General features: G+C 43.6%; 25 protein-coding genes. 23 read left to right on the forward strand and 2 right to left on the reverse strand.

What is annotated here, in order from left to right; all coding sequences use genetic code 11:
* Positions 1-33: 33 nt before the first annotated feature.
* The 17 genes from ACN0V2_RS11830 (at position 34) to ACN0V2_RS11910 (ending at position 17,677) form a co-directional block, all read left to right on the forward strand.
* Positions 34-1,521, forward strand: coding sequence for a sigma-54 dependent transcriptional regulator (locus ACN0V2_RS11830; protein ID WP_417551056.1), 1,488 nt, complete (start codon positions 34-36; stop codon positions 1,519-1,521).
* Between the two features lie 129 nt (positions 1,522-1,650).
* Positions 1,651-2,838, forward strand: coding sequence for a sensor histidine kinase (locus ACN0V2_RS11835; RefSeq protein ID WP_417551027.1), 1,188 nt, complete (start codon positions 1,651-1,653; stop codon positions 2,836-2,838).
* The gene (locus ACN0V2_RS11840; protein WP_417551028.1) at positions 2,835-4,220 is read left to right on the forward strand and encodes a sigma-54-dependent transcriptional regulator; all 1,386 of its coding nucleotides are present in this window, start codon (positions 2,835-2,837) and stop codon (positions 4,218-4,220) included. Before ACN0V2_RS11835 ends, ACN0V2_RS11840 begins: the two co-directional genes overlap by 4 nt.
* A gap of 44 nt (positions 4,221-4,264) precedes the next feature.
* Entirely contained in the window at positions 4,265-4,597 is a 333-nt protein-coding gene (fliE, locus tag ACN0V2_RS11845) for a flagellar hook-basal body complex protein FliE (RefSeq protein ID WP_417551029.1), read from the forward strand.
* 29 nt (positions 4,598-4,626) lie between these two features.
* Positions 4,627-6,315, forward strand: coding sequence for a flagellar basal-body MS-ring/collar protein FliF (fliF, locus tag ACN0V2_RS11850; protein ID WP_417551030.1), 1,689 nt, complete (start codon positions 4,627-4,629; stop codon positions 6,313-6,315).
* Positions 6,315-7,328: a flagellar motor switch protein FliG gene (fliG, locus tag ACN0V2_RS11855; RefSeq protein ID WP_417551031.1), complete on the forward strand. Its 1,014-nt coding sequence runs from the start codon at positions 6,315-6,317 to the stop codon at positions 7,326-7,328. The genes fliF and fliG overlap by 1 nt, the downstream gene beginning before the upstream one ends.
* Positions 7,315-8,001, forward strand: a complete 687-nt coding sequence (locus ACN0V2_RS11860) for a flagellar assembly protein FliH (RefSeq protein WP_417551032.1) — start codon at positions 7,315-7,317, stop codon at positions 7,999-8,001. Before fliG ends, ACN0V2_RS11860 begins: the two co-directional genes overlap by 14 nt.
* Positions 7,988-9,406 carry a flagellar protein export ATPase FliI gene (gene fliI, locus ACN0V2_RS11865; protein WP_417551033.1) on the forward strand — a complete coding sequence of 473 codons (1,419 nt, stop codon included), beginning with the start codon at positions 7,988-7,990 and terminating at the stop codon, positions 9,404-9,406. Before ACN0V2_RS11860 ends, fliI begins: the two co-directional genes overlap by 14 nt.
* Before the next feature lie 37 nt (positions 9,407-9,443).
* Positions 9,444-9,887, forward strand: a complete 444-nt coding sequence (fliJ, locus tag ACN0V2_RS11870; RefSeq protein WP_417551034.1) for a flagellar export protein FliJ — start codon at positions 9,444-9,446, stop codon at positions 9,885-9,887.
* A gap of 137 nt (positions 9,888-10,024) precedes the next feature.
* The gene (locus ACN0V2_RS11875) at positions 10,025-10,342 is read left to right on the forward strand and encodes an STAS domain-containing protein (protein WP_417551035.1); all 318 of its coding nucleotides are present in this window, start codon (positions 10,025-10,027) and stop codon (positions 10,340-10,342) included.
* Between the two features lies 1 nt (position 10,343).
* Complete coding sequence (locus tag ACN0V2_RS11880) at positions 10,344-10,706, forward strand: response regulator (protein WP_417551036.1); 363 nt, start codon at positions 10,344-10,346, stop codon at positions 10,704-10,706.
* A gap of 11 nt (positions 10,707-10,717) precedes the next feature.
* A complete protein-coding gene (locus ACN0V2_RS11885; RefSeq protein ID WP_417551037.1) occupies positions 10,718-12,625 on the forward strand; it encodes a chemotaxis protein CheA in 1,908 nt (635 codons plus the stop codon).
* Entirely contained in the window at positions 12,615-13,073 is a 459-nt protein-coding gene (locus tag ACN0V2_RS11890) for a chemotaxis protein CheW (RefSeq protein ID WP_417551038.1), read from the forward strand. The genes ACN0V2_RS11885 and ACN0V2_RS11890 overlap by 11 nt, the downstream gene beginning before the upstream one ends.
* 2 nt (positions 13,074-13,075) lie before the next feature.
* Positions 13,076-13,792, forward strand: a complete 717-nt coding sequence (locus ACN0V2_RS11895; protein WP_417551039.1) for a ParA family protein — start codon at positions 13,076-13,078, stop codon at positions 13,790-13,792.
* Entirely contained in the window at positions 13,792-15,144 is a 1,353-nt protein-coding gene (locus tag ACN0V2_RS11900) for a globin domain-containing protein (RefSeq protein WP_417551040.1), read from the forward strand. Before ACN0V2_RS11895 ends, ACN0V2_RS11900 begins: the two co-directional genes overlap by 1 nt.
* A gap of 82 nt (positions 15,145-15,226) precedes the next feature.
* Positions 15,227-16,444: a flagellar hook-length control protein FliK gene (locus tag ACN0V2_RS11905; protein ID WP_417551041.1), complete on the forward strand. Its 1,218-nt coding sequence runs from the start codon at positions 15,227-15,229 to the stop codon at positions 16,442-16,444.
* A gap of 39 nt (positions 16,445-16,483) precedes the next feature.
* Positions 16,484-17,677: a methyl-accepting chemotaxis protein gene (locus tag ACN0V2_RS11910; RefSeq protein ID WP_417551042.1), complete on the forward strand. Its 1,194-nt coding sequence runs from the start codon at positions 16,484-16,486 to the stop codon at positions 17,675-17,677.
* 58 nt (positions 17,678-17,735) lie between these two features.
* Here ACN0V2_RS11910 and pyrF read toward each other — a convergent pair whose 3' ends face one another.
* On the reverse strand, positions 17,736-18,428 hold the full coding sequence (gene pyrF / locus ACN0V2_RS11915; RefSeq protein WP_417551043.1) for an orotidine-5'-phosphate decarboxylase: 693 nt from the start codon (positions 18,426-18,428) through the stop codon (positions 17,736-17,738).
* A 122-nt stretch (positions 18,429-18,550) separates the two neighbouring features.
* Between pyrF and tgt the strand changes: the two genes are divergently transcribed.
* The 4 genes from tgt to secF all read left to right on the forward strand — a co-directional run bounded on the left by tgt (position 18,551) and on the right by secF (position 22,935).
* Positions 18,551-19,657, forward strand: a complete 1,107-nt coding sequence (gene tgt, locus ACN0V2_RS11920; RefSeq protein WP_417551044.1) for a tRNA guanosine(34) transglycosylase Tgt — start codon at positions 18,551-18,553, stop codon at positions 19,655-19,657.
* Positions 19,658-19,731: 74 nt separating this feature from the next.
* Positions 19,732-20,064, forward strand: a complete 333-nt coding sequence (yajC, locus tag ACN0V2_RS11925) for a preprotein translocase subunit YajC (RefSeq protein WP_417551045.1) — start codon at positions 19,732-19,734, stop codon at positions 20,062-20,064.
* 49 nt (positions 20,065-20,113) lie between these two features.
* Positions 20,114-21,970, forward strand: a complete 1,857-nt coding sequence (secD, locus tag ACN0V2_RS11930) for a protein translocase subunit SecD (RefSeq protein ID WP_417551046.1) — start codon at positions 20,114-20,116, stop codon at positions 21,968-21,970.
* A gap of 14 nt (positions 21,971-21,984) precedes the next feature.
* Positions 21,985-22,935, forward strand: coding sequence for a protein translocase subunit SecF (gene secF / locus ACN0V2_RS11935; protein ID WP_417551047.1), 951 nt, complete (start codon positions 21,985-21,987; stop codon positions 22,933-22,935).
* Positions 22,936-22,967: 32 nt separating this feature from the next.
* Here secF and ACN0V2_RS11940 read toward each other — a convergent pair whose 3' ends face one another.
* Positions 22,968-23,213: a hypothetical protein gene (locus ACN0V2_RS11940; RefSeq protein WP_417551048.1), complete on the reverse strand. Its 246-nt coding sequence runs from the start codon at positions 23,211-23,213 to the stop codon at positions 22,968-22,970.
* Positions 23,214-23,497: 284 nt separating this feature from the next.
* On the opposite strand from ACN0V2_RS11940, the gene ACN0V2_RS11945 reads away from it, so the two are divergent.
* Both ACN0V2_RS11945 and ACN0V2_RS11950 read left to right on the forward strand, forming a co-directional pair.
* On the forward strand, positions 23,498-24,295 hold the full coding sequence (locus ACN0V2_RS11945; RefSeq protein WP_417551049.1) for a hypothetical protein: 798 nt from the start codon (positions 23,498-23,500) through the stop codon (positions 24,293-24,295).
* A gap of 27 nt (positions 24,296-24,322) precedes the next feature.
* Entirely contained in the window at positions 24,323-25,279 is a 957-nt protein-coding gene (locus ACN0V2_RS11950) for a PQQ-dependent catabolism-associated beta-propeller protein (protein WP_417551050.1), read from the forward strand.
* The last annotated feature ends 104 nt before the right edge of the window (positions 25,280-25,383 follow it).

The following is a 25,383-nucleotide window of genomic DNA, read 5'->3' on the forward strand; positions in this document are numbered from 1 at the left end:
GGTTCCGGAGTGATCTTGTCTTCAGGAGCAGTTATGAATGTGTGTAATATCTTGGTGATAGATATTGACCCTCAACGCCGAGAAACACTTTCCACGCTTATTGCGTTTGTGAACTGCCACGCAGTGGTGGTGGAAAACATGGAGAGTTGGTTGGATAATATTGCTGATTTAAATGATATTGCAATGGCACTGGTGGGCGATTGTGGTGGCTTAAACCAAACTAAACAATTACTCCGCGAGCTGGTTAACCATGAGGCCAGAGTCCCGGTATTTACCCTTGATTATCCTGGAAATGAGATTGGCGATTTCCCCGGCGCTATCGGTGCACTTCGTTTCCCTGTTAAATATCCTCAATTAAATAATGCATTACAGCAAGCCTCAGTTTATAAAAACCAAGCTGAAAACACCTCAGAAACCGAACCGCTATTCCGTTCTCTGGTGGGAAATAGCACAAAAATGAAGCGTGTTCAGAAAATGATTCAACAGGTATCAGATTCTGAAGCAAATGTATTAATCCTGGGGGAGTCTGGAACCGGTAAAGAAGTGGTTGCTCGCAATCTACATTATTTTTCCTCACGCCGTGAAAAGCCTTTTGTACCCGTCAACTGTGGTGCCATCCCTGGTGAGCTGCTTGAAAGTGAATTGTTTGGACATGAAAAAGGTGCTTTTACAGGTGCTATAACTGCCCGGAAAGGGCGTTTTGAAATGGCGGAAGGCGGCACGCTATTTCTCGATGAAATTGGTGATATGCCCTTACCAATGCAGGTCAAATTGTTACGTGTTCTACAAGAAAGAACATTTGAACGTGTTGGTAGCAATAAAACACAAAAAGCAAATGTGAGGGTTATTGCAGCTACTCATCGTAACCTTGAAACACATATTGATGATGGTCGTTTCCGAGAAGATTTGTTTTATCGGTTAAATGTTTTTCCTATTGATATGCCTGCATTACGTGAACGACCTGAAGATATCCCATTATTAATACATGAGCTGATTCAGCGAATAGAACATGAAAACCGTGGAGCCGTTCGGTTTACTCCGGCAGCTATTGCCTCGTTATGCCGATACAGTTGGCCTGGTAACGTTCGGGAGCTGGCTAACGTGGTGGAAAGGTTAGTCATTTTATATCCTTATGGCACCGTTGACTTTGATGATCTGCCAGAGAAATATCAAATTGAAGGTGAGCCGTTGGCGGAAGTTATTACAGCTGCTATCTCTGCTCGACCAGAGGCCGCAGCTTCACTAAAAATTTCTCCTGTGGAGAATTTTTCTCAATCTCCCACGTCATCAAATGGCCAAAACAATAGCCATGACCTGGAGATAAAAATGGACAGCATCCCTGAGGATGGCTTGGATTTAAGGGAGCATCTGGCCAATTTGGAATATTTACTTATTAAACAAGCATTGGATGAAGCCTCGGGTGTAGTTGCTCATGCTGCTGGTAGATTAAAAATGCGACGTACCACACTTGTTGAGAAAATGCGTAAATACGGTATTCATCGGGATATTGAAATAAACTAAATTAAGTGCCTGTATTTTGACTCGCAAACAAACCAAAATACTTTAAGGTGTTGATTTTAAATAAATAAAAAACAGGGCATATAATTTGCAACACCACTATTGGAAAACCCTTTAGTGGAGCAAATATTAATGAACCTGAAATGGCCTGATCCCACAACTCAGATTGAAAGCCCAAGAGTGTTAAAGCCAGTGCGGCCAACAAAACGGCCAATGACTGCGCTAGCAGAAAATAATCCTGTTTGGGCACCACCGGTTAGCAACACAAAAACATCCTCTTCTGAGAGTCGTATCGCGGATCGTCTCAGCAGTTTGTTAGCGGTTATTCCGGGTGGTGTGGTAGTGATTGATGGGAGCGGTTTGGTTCAAGACTGTAATCAAGTAGCAATTAATCTGCTTGGCGAACCTCTCACAGGTCAACGTTGGATTGATGTCATTAAACGCGCGTTTAAACCAAGGGAAGATGATGGACATGATGTGTCATTGGCCGATGGACGCTTGGTACATATTTCCACTAGCCCATTAGATAAAGAACCAGGGCAGATCATTCTGCTTCAGGAAGTCACAGAAACTCGTCAACTGCAACGTAAGGTCGCCCATTTACAGCGTTTATCTGCAATGGGAGAAATGGCTGCACGCTTGGCACATCAAATTCGCACGCCACTCTCCTCAGCCACTTTATATTTAGCTCCACTACTTAAACCTGAAACTGAGCAGGCAACGCAACTAAAGTTTGCCCGCCGCCTGCACGACAGTTTGAGTCATATGGAGCAGCTGGTACGAAATATGTTGGCGTTTTCTCGGGGCGATATGAATAGCACTGCCCCAGTCAATGTGAGTGAATTAATTGATGAGTTAGTACAACGATTTAGTGCTCAACCGGAAAGCGAATCCCTAAATATTCAAGTAATTAACCTCGTCAATGATGGCTATGTTTATGGTAGCCAGCCGGCACTGGTTAGTGCATTGAACAATTTACTCAACAACGCCCGTCAGGCTTGTGGAGAAACGGGAAAAGTAACCATCCACGTTGAATATGCTGAAGAAGATCAGCAAGATTTTATTGAAATCAGTGTTGAGGACAATGGTGTGGGTATTGCTGAAGCCGATTACGACAAAATCCTACAACCTTTTTATACCACTCGTTCTGCTGGAACAGGACTAGGTTTGGCTGTTGTGCAATCCGTTGCTCGAGCACATAAAGGTCTGTTATGGCTCGATAGTGAGCAAGGTGTTGGCAGTACATTTTGTCTTCGCCTGCCCTTATACCGTCCGATGAATATGCCCCAAGAAACAATGCAAGCAGGAGTTCACTCATGACTCAATCAATGATTATGGTGGTAGAAGATGATGCCAATTTGCGTACCGCCTTATGCGATACGCTGGAACTGGCTGGTTACAAAGTCACAGCGACTGATCATGGTCAGAAAGCCTTAGACAAACTTGCCAATGAACCGATTGGGTTATTGCTGAGCGATTTGCAAATGCAGCCTATGGATGGTCATACCCTGCTGAAAAAAGCCCGGGCTATGTTGCCTTCATTACCTGTGGTTTTAATGACTGCTTATGGTTCGGTGCAAAGTGCAGTAGAAGCTATGCATGAGGGGGCATGTGACTATTTGATGAAACCATTTGAGGCTGATGACTTGCTCCAACGTGTGCAACGTTATGTTCGTATGCTGCCTGCCAGCGACGATATGGTCGCCGCCGCCAAATCCTCTGTGGAATTACAAGCTTTGGCTCGCCGAGTGGCAGAAACTGATGCAACAGTTTTGATTAATGGCGAAAGTGGTACTGGTAAAGAAGTACTGGCTCGCTTTATTCACCGTCATTCTCCGCGTAAAGACGGACCATTTGTTGCCATCAACTGTGCTGCCATTCCTGAATCTATGCTTGAAGCGACGTTATTTGGTTACGAAAAAGGCGCATTTACCGGTGCAGCACAAGCCTATGCCGGGAAATTTGAACAAGCCAATCAAGGTACGATTTTGCTGGATGAAATTACCGAAATGGATATTTCTTTACAGGCAAAATTACTACGGGTATTGCAAGAGCGTGAAGTGGAGCGTTTGGGGGGGAGAAAAACCTTGTCGTTGGATGTACGGGTCTTAGCCACCACCAACCGTACTTTGCGAGATGAAGTAAAAGCCGGACGTTTTCGCGAGGATTTATTCTATCGATTAAATGTTTTTCCTTTGCAGCTGTTACCGTTACGTGATCGTCCTGAAGATATCGTGCCATTGGCTCAACAGCTTCTTGAACGCCATTGCCAGCATAGCGGAAGAGTGGCGCCACATTTTGATAAAGAAGCTCAAATCAAATTGGCTCAGCATAACTGGCGGGGCAATGTGCGTGAGTTAGATAACGTCATTCAACGTGCTTTGATTTTACAAAGCGGATCGCAAATTAAAGCAGAGGATCTTGCCTATGAAGCCATGGCAGGAACACAGCCAAGTACTGATGACGTAAAACCGTCGCCGATTACTGAGCAAAATGAGCCGGATATGCTGGTGGATAATACGGATGATTTACGCAGCCATGAGCAGCGTCATATTCTCGACATGCTGGCAAAGCATCGTGGCAGTCGCCGCGAGTCAGCAAAAGAATTGGGCATAAGCGAACGTACGTTACGCTACAAGATCTCGCGCTTTAGAGAGCAAGGTGTTGCCATTCCCGGGAAATTTGGCAAGAAGCCTGCATAGACTATTTAAGCACAATATAAAAAATACTAAGCGAGAACAAACCCATGATAAAAGCAATTGATCCGAACCAGTTATTAACACAAATGCGGGCAATGCAAACTCAGGCTAATCAAGCGATGCCGTTGCCGGCAGAGCAAAATTTGTCCAGTGGCCGGGTAGACTTTGCGGATTTGATGAAAAATGCCGTTAATAAAGTCAATGAAACACAACAGACCGCGAGTCAGTTAAGAACATCATTTGAATTGGGTGATCCCAATGTGAATTTAACCGATGTGATGATTGCCTCACAAAAATCCAGCGTGGCATTTGATGCGACAATTCAGGTTCGTAATAAGCTGATTGAGGCTTATCAAGAAGTCATGAGAATGTCGATTTAATGGTGTTGGTTTAACTGAAGAGCCTGAATATGGAAAATGCACCTGCTACGAAAACCAATACATTTGCTGCCAATACCCCATTGGCGGTGATGCAAAATAATATCTCTCGCCAGCCGATAGCCAAGCAAATCATGTTTTTATTGGCTATTGCCGCCAGTATTGCTGTAGGCGGATATGTTTTTATGTGGTCGCAGACACCTTCTTATCAGGTGCTGTTTTCAGGTATGGAAGCTCAGGAATCTTCAGAGGTTGCCACTGTATTACAGCAGATGCAAATTGATTATAAATTAGATCCAACCACTGGAGCATTGCTCGTTCCAGCGTCAGATGTACAAGGTTTACGTTTACGTTTAGCCGCCGAGGGTTTACCTCGCAGCAGCGCTCAAGGTATGGAAATACTCAGTCAGGAACAAGGCTTTGGTACCAGCCAGTTTATCGAGCAGGCGCGTTATCAACGTGCAATGGAACAGGAATTGGCCCGCTCAGTATCTGAATTGCAAAATGTTCGTAGTGCCCGTGTGCATTTGGCGATTCCAAAACAATCCGTATTTGTCCGCGAACGGAAACCACCAACCGCCTCTGTTGTGGTGAATCTGTATGCGGGTAGAACGTTGGAACGTGGTCATATTGCTGCAATCACTCATATGGTGGCTGCCAGCATACCGAATATGAAAAGTAGCGATGTAACGGTTGTCGATCAACGCGGCAATTTACTCAGCCAACCTGAACGCAATAGCAGTATGGCGTTAAGTGATACTCAGCTGGAATTTACTCAAAAGCTTGAACAGTTATATATCAGCCGTATTGAAGACATTCTGACACCGATTGTGGGAATGAATGGCGTTCGTGCTCAAGTTGTTGCTGATGTTGATTTCACCGTCACTGAACAAACTCAGGAAAGTTACAACCCGGATCTCACGGCTTTACGCAGTGAGCAACTGGCAGAAGAAGAGCGTGTGGGTGCCCTAGGTCCTATGGGGGTTCCAGGTGCGTTAGCCAATCAGCCTCCAGGTGGTGGAGTTGCTCCGGAACAAGCAGTTCAGGAAAATGTTGGTGAAGATGGGGAGGTTGTTGCTGAAACGGTGACTCCAGGATCTAGTACACGCCGCAGTACCCGTAATTTCGAATTAGATCGTACTATCAGCCATAGTCGTCTGGCCCCTGGCAGTATTCAGAAGTTAAGTGTTGCAGTTCTGGTCGACGAACCAACCACGACAGATGCCGAAGGCAATGTTGTTACAACACCGATGAGCGATGCACAAATGGCACGAATCAATACATTGGTTATGGATGCTATTGGTTTCAATATGGCACGCGGTGATAGTTTAAACGTGGTCAGCGCACCTTTTGTTACACCAATCGAAGCCGAACCTTTGCCAGGCATTCCGTTATGGGAGCAAGCATGGGTTTGGGATGTGGGTAAACAAGTTTTAGGGGCTTTGGTTGTCTTATTTTTGATTTTTGGTTTGATTCGTCCGGCCTTTAGGGATTTGAATAAATCGCCTGATAAACAGCTAGCGAATCAATCCGAAAGTACTGATGGAATGACCGCAGAGCAAGTTTTGTCGGCAAGTAGTAAAAACGGTGAGGATATTGCTAAACTGACGACTGGTTCTGAGCGCGTTGAACAGCATTTGACTAATATACGTAGCTTAGTACAACAGGACCCTGCGCTAGTCGCGCAAGTGGTTAAAAACTGGGCAGCGAGTGATGCATAATGGCCGAACAACCCCGTAAATTAACAGGCACAGAAAAAGCTGCGGTATTCCTTCGCTCTATCGGTGAAGATGAGGCCGCCCAAGTGCTCAAGCATATGGGGCCTAAAGAAGTTCAGAAAATAGGTCAGGCCATGGCAACTCTGACCAATGTGACACGGGTTGAAGTTGAGACCGTTTTAGATAACTTTGTTGACACCGTAGAACAAGAGACCGGATTGGGCATAGGCTCTCATGATTATGTGAGAAAAATGCTGGTGGGGGCCCTGGGTGAAGAACGTGCTGGAGGTTTACTCGATAGAATTCTTTCCGGTGGTAACACCAACGGGCTTGAACAATTAAAATGGATGGATGCTCGAGCGATCTATGAGGTCATCCGTTTAGAACATCCGCAAATTATCGCGATAGTCTGTTCCTTTTTAGATCCTGATCAAGCTGCTCAGGTACTCGGCATGTTTCCAGAGCGGGATCAGGCGGCGATTTTGCTCCGTGTCGCGACATTAGATGGTGTACAACCCGCAGCTCTAAGTGAGCTTAATGAAATTTTGGAAAAACAATTCAGTGGTAATGCCGGTGGTCAAACGGCTACTGTTGGTGGTCCTAAAACGGCAGCCGATATTCTTAACTTTGTTGAGGGTAGTCGTGAAGCAGCCATCATGGAAAAAATTAAAGAAGCAGAACCGGATCTGGGTCAGAACATTGAAGATCTGATGTTTGTATTCGACAACTTAATTGATGTTGATGACCGTGGTATGCAGACACTGATGCGTGAAATTCAAACCGATCAGTTGCAATTAGCACTTAAAGGTGCGGACGAAAATCTTAAAGAGAAGTTTCTCAAAAATATGTCACAACGAGCGGCAGAAATGTTACGCGATGATCTCGAAGCCATGGGCCCTGTGCGGGTAAGCGACGTTGAGGCAGCCCAGAAATCCATTCTTTCTACCGCACGGATGCTGTCCGATAAGGGTGATATAGCATTAGGTAGTGGTGGTGGTGGTGATGACTTCATCTGATGATCTCTTTACCACCCAGCATGCCAATGTGTTATCAGCTGAAGAGTTGGCTAATGCATATGAGCGCTGGGAAGTTCCCCGAATGGTATCGGTCTCAGATATTGAAGCTGAGAACACTAATCCACTCACTGTTGAAGCGTTAGAAGCGGTTCAGCAGGCAGCCCAAGAAGAAGGTTTTAAACTTGGCTATGATGAAGGTTATCAGCAAGGACATGAGGCAGGTTTAAAAGCGGGTGAAGCCGATATTTTACAACAAGCCCAACACTGGCAGTCGTTAATAGATAATCTTAATTCCCCCCTTAAAGCTGTTGATGCGCAGGTCGAGCAGGATTTGCTCTCTATGCTTAGTTTGCTGGCGCGGCAAATGATTTATCAAGAAATTCGCCAACGGCCAGAGCTTGTGTTGACAGCAGTTAGAGAAGCATTGGCTGTATTACCTGTTAGTGATCGCCAACTTAAGGTGTATCTAAATCCAGAAGATATGGAACTGGTCAAAACGGGCTTGAAACTAGATGAGGATACTGGCTGGCAATGGTATGAAGATCCTCTCGTTAGCCGTGGCGGAGTAAAATTAGTTACTGCTGATACCACTATCGATGCCTCAGTGGAAACACGACTCAATAATTTGATTTCACGCTTATTGAGTCAAGAAAATAATTATGAATCCAGCTGATTCCACTAATCGTTCAATGCCTTTACAGCAGCGAATGCAACAGCATTTTGAGCGTTTAGCAGCCGACAATGAAACCCCCATTACTGTTGAAGGACGCTTAACGAGAATGGTGGGATTAACTTTGGAAGCCGTCGGTTTTCAGGCATCAGTTGGCAGTCGTTGCGAAATCTATGCTCCAGGCCGTGAACCCGTCGAAGCGGAAGTTGTTGGTTTCCATGATGAAACGCTTTATTTGATGCCCACCAGCAATATTCGTGGTCTTGTGCCTAATGCCAGGGTAAGGCCTATTCGCAGTGATTCCCAGGTGCCCGTAGGTGATGCCTTATTGGGCCGAATTGTTGATGGTGCTGGAAAACCTTTAGATGGACGTGGACCGCTCAAGGTAAAAGATAAAGTTCCGTTACACGGTAAAATCGTCAATCCATTATCCCGAGCCCCAGTAAGACAACACCTTGATGTCGGGGTGCGTGCCATTAATGCTTTATTGACCGTTGGACGTGGACAACGGATGGGGTTGTTTGCTGGCAGTGGTGTTGGCAAAAGTGTCTTATTGGGCATGATGACCCGTTTTACTGAAGCAGATGTGATTGTAGTGGGCTTGATTGGTGAGCGGGGAAGGGAAGTTAAAGAGTTTATAGAAGATATTCTCGGTGAAGAAGGCTTGAAACGTGCTGTGGTGGTCGCTTCACCAGCTGATCATTCACCGTTAATGCGATTACATGGAGCCATGTTAGCGACCAGTATTGCTGAATATTTCCGCGATCAGGGCAAACAGGTTTTATTGTTGATGGATTCGCTGACGCGATTTGCTCAGGCGCAACGTGAAATTGCCCTTGCGGTTGGTGAGCCGCCCGCCACCAAAGGTTATCCGCCTTCAGTGTTTTCGTTATTACCACAACTTGTTGAACGTGCGGGAAGTGGTGAAGTTGGTGGTGGAGCAATTACAGCAATTTATACTGTATTAACCGAAGGTGATGATCAACAGGATCCTGTGGCAGATGCAGCTCGCGCCATTCTCGATGGACACATTGTGTTATCACGACAACTTGCCGAAGCCGGCCATTATCCTGCTATAGATGTTGAAGCCTCGATCAGTCGCGTCATGCCGCAAGTGGTCGATGCCAAACACTTACAACTTGCCCAGCAATTTAAGCAAATTTACGCCACCTACAGGCAGAATCAGGATCTGATAACGATTGGTGCCTATCAAGCTGGTAGTGATCGGCATATTGATGAAGCCATTAATCGCTTTCCGGCATTATCCGCGATGTTGAAACAAGACATGCATGTAGCGCATGATTGGAACATGAGCCTTCAGTCGCTACAAAAACTGTCTTTTGGTCAAATGAACAACACGCAGCAGTTAAATGGGCAACTAATGGCGGCAGATCAACGCAAATTTTAAAGTTGGTTAATGAGATGGATACGGATAATAAAATGACATGACCCGGGCAACCAAACTAATACCTGTCATTGAAATGGCGAGCCGTGAGACGGATAAAGCCATGCAAATCTTGGTTCAGGCCAATAACGTGCTTGAGCAGGAAAGACATCAGCTCGAAGATTTACGCCGTTATCGTGAAGAATACCTGCAACAATTTCGTCAGGGTGATGCTTTACAGATGAGTGCCCGTAAAGCAATTGATTTAAGATCGTTTCTTGCCCAGTTAGATAATGCTATACGAATGCAACAGAGCCATGTTGAACGTTGTTTTGTTCAAACACAAAAACAACAGCAGCTATGGCTGCAAGCTAAAAACAAACAACGTTCTATCGAATCCCTCAAAGAGCGTTATCAAAATGAAGCAGAGCAAAAGCAGCAAAAACAAGAACAACGGTTTGCTGATGAGCACACTGCAATGCTCTGGGCTCGCAAACACAAATAGATACTGGCACAGTCTCTGCATTTGTCTTTTCAAGCGATAAATTTCATGAAATGTTAGGTTTACAAAGATTAAAGCGGATAAATGTGTCTTGCTTTGTTGTGTTACGGCAAAAAAACGTTAATTGAAAAGCCATAAATATGATTAATACAACGACCAAACTAGATTGTGGAGAGCAATTAAGCATCACTCAACTTGAGTCTTGGTATTTGCTTTGTTTAAAAGCATTACTGGCTGGAGATAGTGTTTTTATCGATGTAAGCCGCTTACAAAAAATTGACACTGCGGCACTGCAATTGCTCTATCAATTTCATCATCAGGCGCAACATGATGATATACAAGTGATTTGGTCTGATCTGAGCGAAAGTTTTCAGCAGGCTCTCAATTTGTCAGGATTACCTTTTACGATGGAAAAGCAACAGACATCAGTAGCGTCCAACACAATGGAGAAAAACTAAGATGGCCATGATTTTAGTGGTGGATGATTCGCCTTCGTTGAGACAAATGCTGCAAATTATCTTGCAGAACTCAGGCCATAATGTGTTGTGTGTGGACGACGGTAAACAAGCGCTTGAAATGGTTTCAGAAGTGCAATTTGATTTGATCTTAAGTGACTTTAATATGCCACAAGTCACTGGACCTGAATTCATCACTATGCTTCGCCAACTGCCACAATATCGGTTTACCCCTGTGTTGTTGTTAACTACAGAAACAGATGAAGACAAAAAACAAATTGGACGAAATGCGGGTGCTAGTGGTTGGCTAATAAAACCATTTGATCCTGAACAGTTGGTCAGCACAGTTAATTCTTTACTGAATTAATTTTTAACCCAATGAATCCTTCATTATTGTCTTCTGCAACAGCGGCTTTTCGCGAAGAGGCGTTGGAAACATTAGGTACAATTGAAGCGTGGGTACTAACTTCGTTACACGATCCAGTAACCGGAAATAAACACCAGCAAGAAACTTGCAGATTATTACATTCACTTAAAGGCACTGCCGCCAGTTTTGGTCATGAACCAATAGCACAAGTTTGCCATGCTATAGAGAGTGTTTTGGTAGATGATCGGCCGCTCAAAACGCAAGAAAGTGACGCACTGTTAATGGCGATGGATTTTTGTCGTCAGCTTCTAGGCAAGGATGAAGTAATCCCGGAGCACCAAGCTGAAAGACTGACAAATTGTCTTGCGATACTGAGAAATCTAGGCCAGCCTACTTTTGATTCAAGCAGTCAAAAGCTCACTGAGGAAATAAACGGATCAGTTTGGCAAATTGATTTCACACCTCATACGCAATTCTTCGAAAATGGCCATGATCCTTTACGTATTTTCAAAGCGTTACGAAATATGGGGCCAATCAAAGTCTCAGTTTTTACCGATAAGTTACCGGATTTTGCCGATTTTGATCCTTTCAAATGTTACCTACGTTGGCAAATCACTCTAAAAGCAGAGCTTGACTATAAACAACTGGCTGCCCAGTTCGAATGGGTAAAGCACATCTGCGATCTGACTATAGATGTGTTGGCTTCAACACAATCTGACAGAGTTATAGAGCCAACACGCTACAAATTAAACGAAGCCAATTTGGATGCGTTGCTCACTATCTCTCAAACATTACAATCGAATCTACAACAAGCTATTGCGCTTACCAACCAGTTAAATCAAACTGATAAGATTCGTCTATCGCGTCGTAATCAAGCGATGAAGCGGCAACAGCAACTCCTGCAACAGCAATTGCTCAACATTACCATGCGTCCTCTTGCGGATGCCTTTGCCAGGTTGCCCCGTATGGCCTTTGATCTGGCACAAAAAACTCATAAGCAAGTGCAATTGCATATGCAGCTTGCTCCCATTGAATTGGATAGCGTGATCATTCATGCATTGATGGATCCTTTGACGCACCTATTGCGTAACGCTCTGGCTCATGGAATAGAGGCCCCTGAGCAACGTCAACAGTCAGGCAAACCGATAGGTGGGCAAATCCACATTTCGGCCGAACAGATTGATGAAGAATTAGTGATTCGCTTTAGTGATGATGGTAGTGGGTTATCTGAACAGCAGATTGTCGCTAAAGCAAAGCAGATCGGCATCAATACTGAGTTTACTGCTGTCACTCATCAACAACTCAGCGAATGGGTTTTCCGTCCTGGTTTTTCTACATCAAAATCAGCAGATGCTGTTTCCGGAAGAGGTATCGGGCTGGATATAGTCAAACAACATGTCAACGATTTGGGTGGGGAAATTGAGTTGGTTTCGAGCCAAGGTAAAGGATGCTGCTTTACAATTTACATTCCTATTCAACAATCTCTTGTTGATGTACAAATCATTCGAATAAACGAACAAACGATGACGCTGCCATTAATCAATTTGTTGGATAGCTTTGCAATGGAAAGCAACAGATTGGTTTGGCAACGTGGCAAACAGTGGTTTATTACTGATGATAACCGTCAAGTTCCGTTGATTGATATTTGCAAATTCCTTCAGCTACCAGCTAACAAAACAGAAAATGAATCTGCTTTTATTTTGTTATTAAATGCTGAAAACACCTTATTTGCTGTACTAGTGGATGGTATGGCAGAACAAACACAGTTGTTAATCAAATCCCTCCGTACCCATTATCGTCATATAGATGGTATTAAAGGAATAGCCGTATTACCTGAAGGAAACTTGGCTTTATTACTCGATCCCAGCAAGTTATTTGGAGCTTTTCAGCTTTTAGGTGATAACAAAAATGACGGTTGAATCGCCTTCGGATAAGGATATTTATCAGTTGATTGTTATCAATGATCAGCAATATGCATTGCCCGTTCAAAGTATTATTTGTGTCTCAGCGTTGGAAAATATACTTCCTTTGCCCAAAACACCTCATTGGGTATCAGGTGTTGTACATATTCGTAATGCAATAGTACCGGTCATTAATCTTAATGAATTGATAAACGTTGGAAATCCAGCATCTAAAAAACCGTTTACTTTAGGAGTTTTGCTACGCCATCCATTGGACCCTGGGCGTTGGTTAGTACTGTGTGTAACGGATCTCGCCAATGTAATAAATAAAGTGGAACTGGCTGAAATGGCATCAAGAAACCCAAGTCATCCATGTTTAATAAACGTGTTGGAAAATGCGTCACAAACAATTCAATTGCTTGATATCCGCACATTATTTGAGCAATTGATAAAGGAATCAGATTAGCTATGGCTGAGCACGCAACTCAGCGCATCATTGCGGTGATGAATCAAACGCATGATGTTGGGAAAACCACCATCACCGCGAATTTAGGGGTGATTCTGGCAGAAATGGGTTACCGAGTTTTGATGCTTGATCTGGATCCCCAAGCTGATTTAAGTCGACAATTCGGTGTGCCGGAAACCCAAAGCGGTATGGATAGGTTGCTGAAAAATGATGTTTCTATAAGTGAAGTAACCCTCTCATTAACCAATCATCTATCGCTAATAGCCTCTGGTCCAGACCTTTTTTTGTACGATCAACTAACACCCTCAATTAATATGGGCGTACAACTGAAGCAACTACTTACTTCGACAATGCCAGCAGATGCAGATATTATTCTGATAGATTGCGCAGCGCTCTCTGGATTGTTGGGCACTAATGCGGTGTTGGCTGCAACAGATATGTTAATCCCGGTTTCTGCGGGACACGGAGCATTACGCGGTATGATAAAAATGTTACCTGTTTTGCAGCGGGTATCAAAGTTGGGACCAGACTCATTACGGTTATGGCTTTGTTTAAATAGATTGCCGGATGGCAATGATTTTGCTTATCAGTTCGGTACTTTATTAACACAATATTTTCCGAAGCGGGTGCTAAAAACAGTGATATACGATAATGAGTCAGCAAATCCGGCGGATTACCAATCGTTAGCTAACGATTTGCTGATGGGAAGAGCAGACTGATGGCTGAAAATGCTTTACAACATCATCAAAATGGCGTGGCTGGTTTGAATGAGCAGGATATTGCTCTTGTTGAGCATAACTTTGCTTCGTTGATGAGTTTTAGTGATGCTTTAGCTGAGCGCTTTTACCAACGCTTGTTTTCTGAATACCCTGAGATTGGGCCTTTATTCAAATCGGTTACCATCGAAGGTCAACATAAAAAATTGCTGGCATCTATGGTCTTGTTGATTCAGCATTTACGTGATTCAGAAATGATTGAGGACTATCTGCAAGGTCTGGGCGTTCGCCATCAACAATACGGTGTCGAAGCTTCGCATTATGAGATGTTTACTGAAAACTGGTTGTCCGTATTGGCTGAGTTTGCAGATCAAGAGTGGACCGATAAATTACAACAAGCTTGGCGGAATGTACTCGAATATGTAGCAGAATTGATGCAAACCCCAGTCGTACACATTGCTGAGCCATTAACGGTTTATCACACTAATCAAAATGCTACACCAGAGTATGTACTTACATCATTAGCTGTTGCCCAAACGGCTACCCCCATGATGATTTTAGATATGAACTTGGTCGTTCGTTATCTCAACGCCGCCGCTGAAAGCCTGCTAAACGAGCACCAAAACATTCTGCAACAGTTATCCCCAGCTATCAGTTTTGATCGAGTGGTTGGATATTCAGTGCATGACCTTGCAGAGAAAATACCCTTTCCGATTGAATGGTTTAATGAACTGGATCAGTTACCAAGAAGCATTGATTTGCACAACGCTGTAATTGATTTGAGATTAACCATTTCTGTTTTATATAAAAACGATGATGCCGAAGGTTATTTGCTTGAATGCTATCCACAAAATCTGACCATGAATGACGCGTCAGAATTGCCAAAAATACCAGCTATAACTGAAACACCGCCGATATTTCGTAATATTTTACCGGTGCTTGAAAAGGTGTTAAATGATATTCAGTCGCAAAACAGTCACTTAACCACTATGCTGCAGGAAATAGATGATGCGGTATTTGAAACTAGTCTGTTGGCTCTGAATTGCACTGTTGAGGCAGCAAAGCTTGGAGAAGAAGCGCGCCAGTTACGCGATTTTGCTATGGAAATACGCGTCCTAAATCAGCAGTTAAGTCAATTACTGCAGCCATTGAAAGTTCAGTCTGGGCAACAACAGCAACAGTTAACTAAAAGTATCGCTCTTGCCCAACAATTGGAAACAGAATTGAGTCAAAATGTTCTGGCAAAGGACAACCAAAACCGGCAGAGCATTGAGCAAATTAGTCATCAATTATCTCAACAAACACAAGCGCTCACACAACTTATAAGTGTGATAACGCAAAAGCCTTATCTATGAAATCTCAAGTTTGGCACAGCCATTGCTAATTAATACTCAAACAGCGCTATGTATGCTGGTAATCAGAGTTTAAGGAAAAAAAATGACGCAACAGCTGACCCTACCTTCCATTAATGTTGCCAACAACAATAATGCAGATAAAGCCCTTAAATCAGCTGCTAATAGTAAAGATAGTGAGGCCTTTGCTTCTGAACTTGATCGTCGGGTGAATGACTCTAAGCAGCCAGAAAAAGACAAAGCAACTAAAGCTGATTCCAAACCAGATTCTCAGCAAGCGGAAAAAAACACGAAAGCGGAAAAGACTGAATCTAAAGACGGCAAAAAGTTGCCGTCAGAAACAACCGATAAAAGTTCAGATAAGACTGATGTAGAGGCCGATGAGTCCGATGTTGAACAAGCATCGAAAGTCACAGAGGATGCCAATCAAATGGCGATAATCTCGGTTACACCTTTAACTGAGGCTACAACAGCAAAGAAAGCACCCGAGTTAGGCTCAGTTGAGAATAAACCGATCCCACAGCCTATCGTGATGGATGTGACGAAACCAATTAATGTTGATGCGGAAAGTTCTACAAACTCAATTCGTGCAGACATATTACAAGCAATACAAAAACAAACTGGTGAGGGCGGCGAAGCTGTAGCCACCGAAAAATTTAAATCGATGATGCAAGCCGCTGCTCAAACACCACAACAAGCTAATACAGTAAGTGCAGAAGTCATTGCCTCCATGCGTCAATTAGAGCCTGAAACCGAGCGAAGTTCCGCCACAAAGTTGAGTAATCCTTTGGTATTTTCGACGACTGTGGGTGCGGCAACTCCAGTAACTGGTGCTACCAGTGTTGCCAGCCCTACTTTATCATTGGACATTCAGCCGCAATTAAATAATGCTGCTTGGGGTCGAGTAATGAGCAGTAGAGTAGTGTGGATGGCAAGGGAAGGAGTTCAACAAGCCGAGTTAAGATTGAACCCGGCGCATCTCGGGCCGGTTGAAGTGAGACTGAGCATGCAAAATGAACAGACTAATGTCACTTTCATTGCCTCGAATGCCGCAGCTCGTGATGCTTTAGAGCAGGCACTGCCAAGATTACGTGAGAGCTTTGCTGAAAATGGATTGGCACTGAATCATGCTGAAGTCAGCCATCAACAGCAGTCTTCACAAGGGTCAGAGCAAGACGAACAATTACAAGATGGTAAAAATATGGCTCAAGTTATAGTTGAAATGGACGATATTGAGGGTGAAGCCCCACATCAATCTGATATTTCAGCAGATAATAGTGTTGGTGTGAGTGTATTTGCATGATAATTATAATAATGATGGACTTAGATTGGAGAGAACGGCGTGTTTAAGTTAGAGAATTATTCGCTGAGAAAACGCATGTATATCGTTGCAGGCTTTGGCATTATAGGATTAGTGCTACTGGCAAGTATGATGTTTTACATGGAACTTAATGCCGTTACCTCTATGCAACAACTCAAGCTGGTTGCTGGATTTGTGGTTATTGGTAGTGCATTCATTATGTTTATGGCACATGTCATAGGGCGGTTTGGTGACAAGCGTGCCACAACACTCGTTAATGGTATTCAGAACATTAAAAAAGGCGATCTTACCCAAAAAATTGCTATCTCTGGGAAAAGCGATTTTAGTTGGATGGCATTTGAATTGGACAGTGCCCGCAAAAATGTTGCTAACTTGGTTCACACCCTGATCGGTGGGGTCAGTCAGCTTAATACAGCAACACAAAATATGACCGTTATTAGCAAAGAAACGGTTACTGGTGTACTGAAACAACAAGAAGAAACTGATCAAGTTGCTACGGCAATGAATCAGATGACTGCTTCAGTTCAAGAAGTCGCTCGTACCGCAACCAATGCCGCCGAAGCGGCACGTAATGCCGATAATGAAGCAAAAGCAGGTAAGCAAGTCGTCTTGGAAACAATGCGCTCAATCGATACGTTAGCCAGTGAAGTTGAAAAAGCTGCTGTTACTTTAAGTGAATTGGAAGCAGATATCGGTAATATTGGTGCTATTGTCGATGTTATTCGAGGCATTACTGAACAAACCAATCTTTTAGCATTAAATGCCGCTATCGAAGCCGCCCGTGCAGGCGAACATGGCCGAGGCTTTGCCGTGGTAGCTGATGAAGTACGTACATTGGCCGCTAGAACACAGTCTTCAACTCACGAAATCGAAGAGATGGTAGAACGCCTCCAACAAGGAGCACGTGCTGCAGTAAAAGTCATGAATGAAAGTCGCGAAAGTGCTAAGACCAGTGTGGAAAAAGCGGCAAGTGCCGGTTCCGCTTTGGACAGTATTACCGCAATGATTTCAACAATGGACGAAATGAGTACGCAGATTTCCAATGCGGCTAATGAGCAGAGCTCAGTTGCCGAAGATATCAATCGCGGTATTGTTAATATTAGCCAGATTGCCGATCACACGGCAGATGGAGCACGCGCAACCTCAGAAGCAGTGGATACACTTAGCGGTCTATCTGCTCAACTCCAAGATGCTTCAGGCAAATTTAAAGTCTAGAGAAGTTTGTAAAGTACTTATCCAAAAAACTAAACCCGCTTTTAGCGGGTTTTTTTATTTAGCGTAACTCGTTTTCAATCTCAATCAATTTTTGCATTGGATCAGCTGCGGCAGTAATAGGACGTCCAATAACCAAATAATGACTACCAGCTTGTATGGCTTGTGCAGGTGTCATGATGCGGTGTTGATCGCCTTTGGAGCTTCCTGTTGGCCTTATACCAGGGGTCACTAATTGAAACTGGCTTCCAAGTTCTGTTTTTAGCATAGCGGTTTCATGAGCCGAGCAAACCACACCATCTAAACCATTATCTGCCGCCATCACCGCCAAACGTAATACGGTTTCCGGGATGGTTCCCTGTAAACCGATAGCGTCAAATGTATCCTGGTCCATACTGGTCAGCAATGTAACACCGATCAGTAATGGAGCATCACGATGACTTCCAATCGCCTCACGTGCTGCAGACATCATTGCTGGGCCACCCAGCGTATGAACATTCATCATCCAAACGCCCAAATCTGCCGCCGCCGCGCACGCTTTGGCAACCGTGTTAGGGATATCGTGATATTTCAGATCCAGGAAAATATCAAAACCTTTTTGTTGCAAGTTTTTTACAATTTCTGGGCCGCTGCGGGTAAACAATTCTTTGCCAATTTTAAGACGGCATCGCGCTGGATCTAATTGTTCAGCCATATTGAATGCTGAATCTGCATCGGGGTAATCCAGTGCAACGATAATATTCGATTGGGTCATGCTGATTTCCACTAACAATTTGAATAGTGATCCTACCTTAACTGGCATGGATTTGTGTCTGATTTAACTTGATTGCCGACGATAATGCTATCCTGTGCGCCAATTTTTGATGAGTTAACGCAATGAAATTTGTTACATCTGCACAAGACGGATTAGCCCGTCGCGGACAATTAAGTTTTGCTAGGGGTACGATTGAAACACCTGCTTTTATGCCCGTAGGTACTTATGGTTCTGTCAAAGCAATGACGCCGGAAGAGGTTAAGGCTACCGGAGCAGAAATTATCCTTGGCAATACGTTTCATCTTATGCTGCGTCCCGGCACCGATATTATCCAAAGACATGGCGACTTACATGACTTTATGCGTTGGGATAAACCCATTTTGACCGATTCGGGTGGGTTCCAGGTTTTCAGTCTTGGGGATTTGCGCAAAATTACCGAGCAAGGCGTGCATTTCCGCTCTCCTGTCAGCGGCGACAAGGTCTTTATGGGACCTGAAGAATCCATGGCAGTACAACGGGCTTTAGGCAGCGACATTGTGATGATTTTTGATGAATGTACGCCTTATCCTGCTGATGAAAAAACGGCGGCCACTTCAATGCGCTTATCGTTACGTTGGGCTACTCGTAGTAAAGCAGCCCATGGGGACAATCCGTCTGCATTATTCGGTATCGTGCAGGGCGGTATGCATGAAGCGTTACGTGATGAATCTTTAGCAGGACTGACAGATATCGGCTTTGATGGTTATGCCATCGGTGGTTTATCGGTAGGCGAACCGAAAGAAGATATGCTGCGAATTCTCAATCATCTTAGTGACAAAATGCCAACCGATAAGCCTCGTTATCTGATGGGGGTGGGAAGACCTGAAGATCTAGTTGAGGCTGTGTCTCTTGGTGTGGATATGTTTGACTGTGTGATGCCAACGCGTAATGCACGAAATGGCCACTTATTTGTGCATGAGGGTGTGATCAAAATTCGTAACAGTCGCCATAAAACGGACACGGGGCCATTAGACCCTTATTGTGATTGTTATACCTGCAAGAACTATAGCCGTGCCTACTTGCATCATCTGGATCGTACCGGTGAGATGCTGGGCCCACGTCTGAACACGATTCATAATTTGCATTATTATCAGCGCTTAATGCAGCAACTGAGAGAGGCTATCAAATCTGGGACTCTTCAACAGTTTCGCCAGACGTTTTATGCAATGCGTCAGGATCGTGCTGATTGAGTTAATTGGCTATCAGCGATCAGTTTGCTGTGGCATAATCACTGTCTTTTATTTGCCAGTTTAGAGGGAACACGATGGATTTTCTGATTTCACCTGCTTTAGCTGAAACTGCGGCATCATCAGCCGGATCACCAGGCTTGCTGGATTTTGCCTTTCCAATCATTTTATTAGTGCTGTTTTACGTGATGTTGATTCGTCCACAGCAAAAACGCGCTAAAGCCCACCGTACCATGCAACAATCACTGGCAAAAGGTGATGAAGTTGTAACTGATGGCGGCTTGATGGGTAAAATTAACGATATTAACGACAATGCAATCAATCTGCAGATTGCCGAAACTGTTGAAGTTAAAGTACGTCGTGAATCAATCAACTCAGTGCTTCCTAAAGGCACATTGAAAAAACTGTAAATGTGAAGAGGCTGCCAGAGAGCAGCCTTTTTGACATCTGGATCTTAAGATGAACCGATATCCCCTCTGGAAAAATCTCTTGGTCGTGGCCGTCATCGTTATTGCCATTATCTACGCTATGCCAAATCTATTTGGTGATGATCCTGCTGTACAGGTTTCCGCGGGAAGACTGAACAGCGTTGACTTGCAATTAGTTAATGAAATTGAGTCAACCCTTAAACAAGCTGAGATACCTTATAAAGGTGTTTTACTTGAAGAAAATCGTTTATTAATTCGCTTTAGTGATGCAAATGAACAGCTCAAGGCACGTGAGCTTATTCAACAAAGTTTAAGTTCGGATGATTATGTTGTCGCTCTAAATTTAGCACCCAATACCCCATCATGGTTACGCTCACTGGGTGCTGAGCCAATGAATCTTGGTTTGGATTTACGCGGTGGTGTCCATTTCCTGATGGAAGTGGATATGGATACTGTGTTGAAACAAACACTGGAAAGTTATGCCAGTGATATCCGTATCTTACTGAGAGATAAAACCATTCGATACACTCAAGTCAATGTCGAGAATGGGGTGCTGACCTTTGGATTTCGTGAACAAGCGGATCTTGATGCCGCCATTCAAGAAATCAATCGTGAACACACCGAGCTTAATGCCATCGTTGATGAAGACGCAGATCGCCCAACAGTTGCTGTTACGTTAAATGAAGCGATAGTCCGTGAAACGCAAACACTTGCGCTGCAACAAAACATTACTACTTTACGTAATCGTATTAATGAATTGGGTGTCTCTGAACCTACTGTGCAGCAACAGGGGCAAAATCGGATCGTGGTTCAGTTGCCAGGTGTTCAGGATACGGCACAAGCGAAAAAAATCCTCGGCGCAACGGCAACGTTGGAATTTCGTTTAGTTGATTTTGAAAATGATGTTCAAGACGCGTTAAACGGTCGAGTCCCAGCTAATTCGGAATTGTTCTATCATCGTGATGGCAGACCGTATCTGTTAAACAAACGTGTGATGTTAACAGGCGAACATGTCATTAACGCCTCCTCTACGATAGACGGCCAAAGTGGCTCACCAGCGGTGTCCGTAACATTAGATGGTAAAGGTGCCCGAATCTTTAGCAATATTACCCGCGACAATATCGGTAATCCGATGTCAGTGGTGTTTATTGAATCGAAAATAGAAACTCAGATAATTGATGGAGAGGAAGTCAGCGTACGTCGCCAACTCCCTGAAATTATCAGTGTTGCGACTATCCGCGATCAGTTAGGCAAAAAGTTTCAAATTACCGGTTTAGACAGTACCACCGAAGCACGTGACTTAGCATTATTGCTTCGTGCGGGGGCTTTGGCTGCGCCAATTGATATTGTTGAAGAACGTACCGTTGGTCCTAGTCTTGGACAGGAAAATATTAACCAAGGCTTTGCTTCAGTGATGATTGGCTTTGCATTGGTGTTAGTGTTCATGATCGTCTGGTACCGCTTGTTTGGCGCCGTTGCTAATCTGGCTTTAGCCGCCAATTTGGTGTTAATCGTTGCTTTGCTGTCCATGTTACAAGCAACGCTTACCATGCCGGGTATTGCCGGTATTGTATTGACAGTAGGTATGGCGGTTGACGCCAATGTGCTTATTTTTGAACGTATTCGTGAAGAGCTGAGGTTGGGCAATAGCCCGAGAGCCAGTATCGATGCCGGTTATGCTAAAGCATTCTCCACTATTGCTGACGCAAACATCACGACATTGATCGCAGCGATAGTCTTGTTTGGTTTTGGTACTGGAACAATTAAAGGGTTTGCTATCACGCTCACCTTGGGCATATTGACATCAATGTTTACTGCAATCGTTGGCACTCGGATGGTGATCAACCTTATTTATGGTCATAAACAACGACCAAAACTGTCGATTTAGTTAAGGCTTGTATCATGCATTTATTGAGCAAAGAAACAAACATTAATTTTGTAGGAATTCGTAAATTCGCTTTAGCATTATCAGCGATAATGTTGCTGGTTTCAGTGTATTCAATCGTAACGAACAGCTTGAATTTTGGAATCGATTTTACTGGTGGAACCATGATTGAGCTTGGGTATCCACAGGCCGTCGAACTGGGTGAAGTTAGAACAACGCTTGAACAAGGTGGTTTTGAAACGGCGTTGGTACAAAATTTTGGCTCTTTATCAGATGTGCTTATCCGTCTTCCGGTTATCGAAACCGAAAATATGGCCGAGCTTAGCAACCAGGTTGTCGCTTTATTACAGTCCGAGCAGACAGATGCAATAGAAGTCAGAAGGGTTGAATTTGTTGGACCTCAAGTAGGTGAAGAACTTGCGGAGGATGGTGGTCTGGCTATGGTTTATGCCTTGATCGGTATCTTGATATATGTGGCACTTCGATTCGAATACCGATTTGCGATTGCTTCTGTGCTCGCGCTAGTTCACGACGTAATTATTACCGTTGGATTTTTCTCGTTATTCCGTCTTGATTTTGATTTAACGGTTTTGGCAGCGATTTTGGCTGTAATAGGTTATTCGTTGAACGATACCATTGTGGTATTTGACAGGATCCGCGAAAGTTTTCTGAAGATGCGTAAAGCGGAACCAATTGAAGTGATTAATACGTCAATCAATGCAACTTTGGGTCGTACCATAATGACATCCATGACGACATTACTGGTCGTTGTAGCTTTATTTGTATTCGGTGGCGAGGTAATTCATGCTTTTGCGACAGCTTTATTAATAGGGATTTTAGTGGGTACATATTCATCCATCTATGTTGCCGGTACGGCTGTATTATTGATGGGAGTCACTAAGGCAGATTTATTGCCGCCTGAAAAAGATGAAGATGGTGAAGTCAATCCTGATGGCAGCCAAGTCTAAAATAAAAAAGGCCCGCTAATGCGGGCCTTTTTTTATTGGTAATTTTTAACGGGAACAATATCTAGATAATCCGTTCGTTTTATACGGGCTTTATCCATAGATATAACATTATCTGAATGTTGGCTATCGTTGTTTAAATGGGGATCACTTTCATGATGAGTTTCAACTTTGAGGATGCGTAATCCTTCATAGTTACTTTTGTAACTCATAAAGGTGGCAAATTCCTCGAGTCCTTGCATGATCTGCCGCAGATCTAATTCCAGTGATTTGTTTTTCATCGCACTCACTCTGTTTCTAGTGAAATAAGTAGCGGCCTCTGGGCAGAAATCTTGAGTAAAATTCAGTTAGACGTTAAGTGAAGGTGGTTGTAATAAACCATTTTTGAATTTTAGATGAGGGTTGGATTGCCGGTTTTTTTCATATCTATATGATATTAAAGGAAAAGGCTGTTTGTTGCGAGAGGCTTCTAGGATAAATTCCTTAGTCATTAAGGATTTTTCTGATTGTCTAATTTATCTAAGAACGTATCTTGGACATGGAATTATAACGGAAGGAGAGATGAATGAATCATGTAGCAAAATATGGCATATTCCTGGCCTTTGTCTGGCCACAATTGAGCATGGCAAATAAGATTGACGTTACTATGCATTATGTTGGCCCGACTGAGGGACAGGTTTGGCTAGGTGTACAGCAAGGTATTAAAGAAGCAAATTTGCAGGGCGGTTTCTTAGGACAGAAATATCAAATTGAAGTTGTCGAACCTGATGCACTTGAATCAACAAAAGTAGAGACAGCATTATTATTGGCTGAAGATGACGACTTCATTATGAAAGTCGCACAATCAGAACAGTTTGCAACCACTCCAGTCATTAATCTAATTTCCCGTACAGATGAACTACGCGAAGCGTGCTTGCCTAATTTGTTCCATATCACTCCGAGCAATGAAATGCGGGCTGATGCGTTAGCTCAATGGCAAGAGAAGAATCCTGATCAACCTGCTGAAGTGATGAGTTGGCATGAAGACTTTGTAAAGTTTGCTGCAAGTCAGTTAAATAACCGGTTTGAAAAAAATCAGGGTGAAGCGATGACTGATGAGGCTTGGGCTGGTTGGGCAGGTACCAAAATGATTGCCGATTCGGTGGTGCAAACCATGCAGTATGATGCGAAGTTTATGTTGAATCATCTTAAAACGGATCTGGTATTTGATGGTCAGAAAGGCGATAACGCCAATTTCCGTGAGAATGGTCAATTACGTCAGATTCTGCTGTTGGTTGATAACGATAATAAAATAGTTGCTGAAGCACCTCTAAGAGGTTTTAAAGGTGGTTTAGACAGCCTCGGCAAAGTAAGCTGCAAATAATGTATGAAATGATAAGGAGAACGATGCATGAAATTTAAAACGCTATTACTAAGTTCAATGATCCTGGCGAGTACTGCAGCCGCTGCAGAACCAACACACCGTTTGTTTGCCACAAACGAAAAAGATAATACCGTGAGTGTTATTGATTCCCGCACCAATAAAGTGGAAACCACCATTGATATTGGGCAACGTCCGCGTGGTATTGGTTTATCACCTGATCAAAAAATGCTTTATGTTGCAATCAGTGAGGATAACGCTATCGCTGTTGTTGATGTTAATACTTTGGAAGTGGTTAAAACTCTGGATGCTGGTGATGATCCTGAAACATTTGGTGTTAATCCGGTTACCGGGCATATCGTGATTTCAAATGAAGATGATGGTGAGGCCACCTTCCTTGATCCCAAGTCAGGTGAAAAGCTTGCAGTTGTTCAAGTAGGTATTGAACCTGAGGGTGTCGCTGTATCTCCTACAGGTAAATACGCATTGGTTACTAGTGAATCAAGCAATATGGTGCATATTATCGAAACAACTAATTACGAAGCGGTAGCACACTTAGTGGTTGGCGCGCGCCCACGCGGCCTGGCATTTAACAGTGATGGCAGCTTGGCGTATGCAACTAGTGAGATTGGTAATGAAGTTGCCATCATTGACATGGAAACATTGAAAATTACTAAGAAAGCAGTAATTGATGTCGAAGGCTCTAAACCAATGGATATCAAGGTTAGTCCCGACGATAAAATGTTGTATATCACCACTGGTCGCGGTAATTCTGTTGCCTTCTTAGATGCTGATACACTTGAGTTAAAAGGTAATGTGCCAGTAGGTAAACGAGTTTGGGGATTAGACATTTCCAAAGATGGTTCACGGCTATACACTTCTGATGGAGTCGATGGAACTGTATCGGTTGTAGATACTGCCAAACAAGAACGTATTGAAACTATTAAAGTCGGTGCATTCCCCTGGGGGGTCGCGCTGGACGATTGAGTTCATAGCTCCTTGAAAATTAGAGCCCGACAGCATTCATTGCTGTCGGTTTTTTTTATGGAAGAAAATGCAACAATGACAATAAATATTTTGTGAACGATTGC

It is taken from the genome of Methylophaga sp. (assembly GCF_048266885.1).
GTDB lineage: Bacteria > Pseudomonadota > Gammaproteobacteria > Nitrosococcales > Methylophagaceae > Methylophaga.

Bases quoted from the DNA above. Each gene is read 5' to 3' on its own strand.
- ACN0V2_RS11830 (WP_417551056.1), top strand. From the start codon at position 34: ATGAATGTGTGTAATATCTTGGTGATAGATATTGACCCTCAACGCCGA.
- ACN0V2_RS11835 (WP_417551027.1), top strand. From the start codon at position 1,651: ATGAACCTGAAATGGCCTGATCCCACAACTCAGATTGAAAGCCCAAGA.
- ACN0V2_RS11840 (WP_417551028.1), top strand. From the start codon at position 2,835: ATGACTCAATCAATGATTATGGTGGTAGAAGATGATGCCAATTTGCGT.
- fliE (WP_417551029.1), top strand. From the start codon at position 4,265: ATGATAAAAGCAATTGATCCGAACCAGTTATTAACACAAATGCGGGCA.
- fliF (WP_417551030.1), top strand. From the start codon at position 4,627: ATGGAAAATGCACCTGCTACGAAAACCAATACATTTGCTGCCAATACC.
- fliG (WP_417551031.1), top strand. From the start codon at position 6,315: ATGGCCGAACAACCCCGTAAATTAACAGGCACAGAAAAAGCTGCGGTA.
- ACN0V2_RS11860 (WP_417551032.1), top strand. From the start codon at position 7,315: ATGACTTCATCTGATGATCTCTTTACCACCCAGCATGCCAATGTGTTA.
- fliI (WP_417551033.1), top strand. From the start codon at position 7,988: ATGAATCCAGCTGATTCCACTAATCGTTCAATGCCTTTACAGCAGCGA.
- fliJ (WP_417551034.1), top strand. From the start codon at position 9,444: ATGACCCGGGCAACCAAACTAATACCTGTCATTGAAATGGCGAGCCGT.
- ACN0V2_RS11875 (WP_417551035.1), top strand. From the start codon at position 10,025: ATGATTAATACAACGACCAAACTAGATTGTGGAGAGCAATTAAGCATC.
- ACN0V2_RS11880 (WP_417551036.1), top strand. From the start codon at position 10,344: ATGGCCATGATTTTAGTGGTGGATGATTCGCCTTCGTTGAGACAAATG.
- ACN0V2_RS11885 (WP_417551037.1), top strand. From the start codon at position 10,718: ATGAATCCTTCATTATTGTCTTCTGCAACAGCGGCTTTTCGCGAAGAG.
- ACN0V2_RS11890 (WP_417551038.1), top strand. From the start codon at position 12,615: ATGACGGTTGAATCGCCTTCGGATAAGGATATTTATCAGTTGATTGTT.
- ACN0V2_RS11895 (WP_417551039.1), top strand. From the start codon at position 13,076: ATGGCTGAGCACGCAACTCAGCGCATCATTGCGGTGATGAATCAAACG.
- ACN0V2_RS11900 (WP_417551040.1), top strand. From the start codon at position 13,792: ATGGCTGAAAATGCTTTACAACATCATCAAAATGGCGTGGCTGGTTTG.
- ACN0V2_RS11905 (WP_417551041.1), top strand. From the start codon at position 15,227: ATGACGCAACAGCTGACCCTACCTTCCATTAATGTTGCCAACAACAAT.
- pyrF (WP_417551043.1), bottom strand. From the start codon at position 18,428: ATGACCCAATCGAATATTATCGTTGCACTGGATTACCCCGATGCAGAT.
- tgt (WP_417551044.1), top strand. From the start codon at position 18,551: ATGAAATTTGTTACATCTGCACAAGACGGATTAGCCCGTCGCGGACAA.
- yajC (WP_417551045.1), top strand. From the start codon at position 19,732: ATGGATTTTCTGATTTCACCTGCTTTAGCTGAAACTGCGGCATCATCA.
- secD (WP_417551046.1), top strand. From the start codon at position 20,114: ATGAACCGATATCCCCTCTGGAAAAATCTCTTGGTCGTGGCCGTCATC.
- secF (WP_417551047.1), top strand. From the start codon at position 21,985: ATGCATTTATTGAGCAAAGAAACAAACATTAATTTTGTAGGAATTCGT.
- ACN0V2_RS11940 (WP_417551048.1), bottom strand. From the start codon at position 23,213: ATGAAAAACAAATCACTGGAATTAGATCTGCGGCAGATCATGCAAGGA.
- ACN0V2_RS11945 (WP_417551049.1), top strand. From the start codon at position 23,498: ATGAATCATGTAGCAAAATATGGCATATTCCTGGCCTTTGTCTGGCCA.
- ACN0V2_RS11950 (WP_417551050.1), top strand. From the start codon at position 24,323: ATGAAATTTAAAACGCTATTACTAAGTTCAATGATCCTGGCGAGTACT.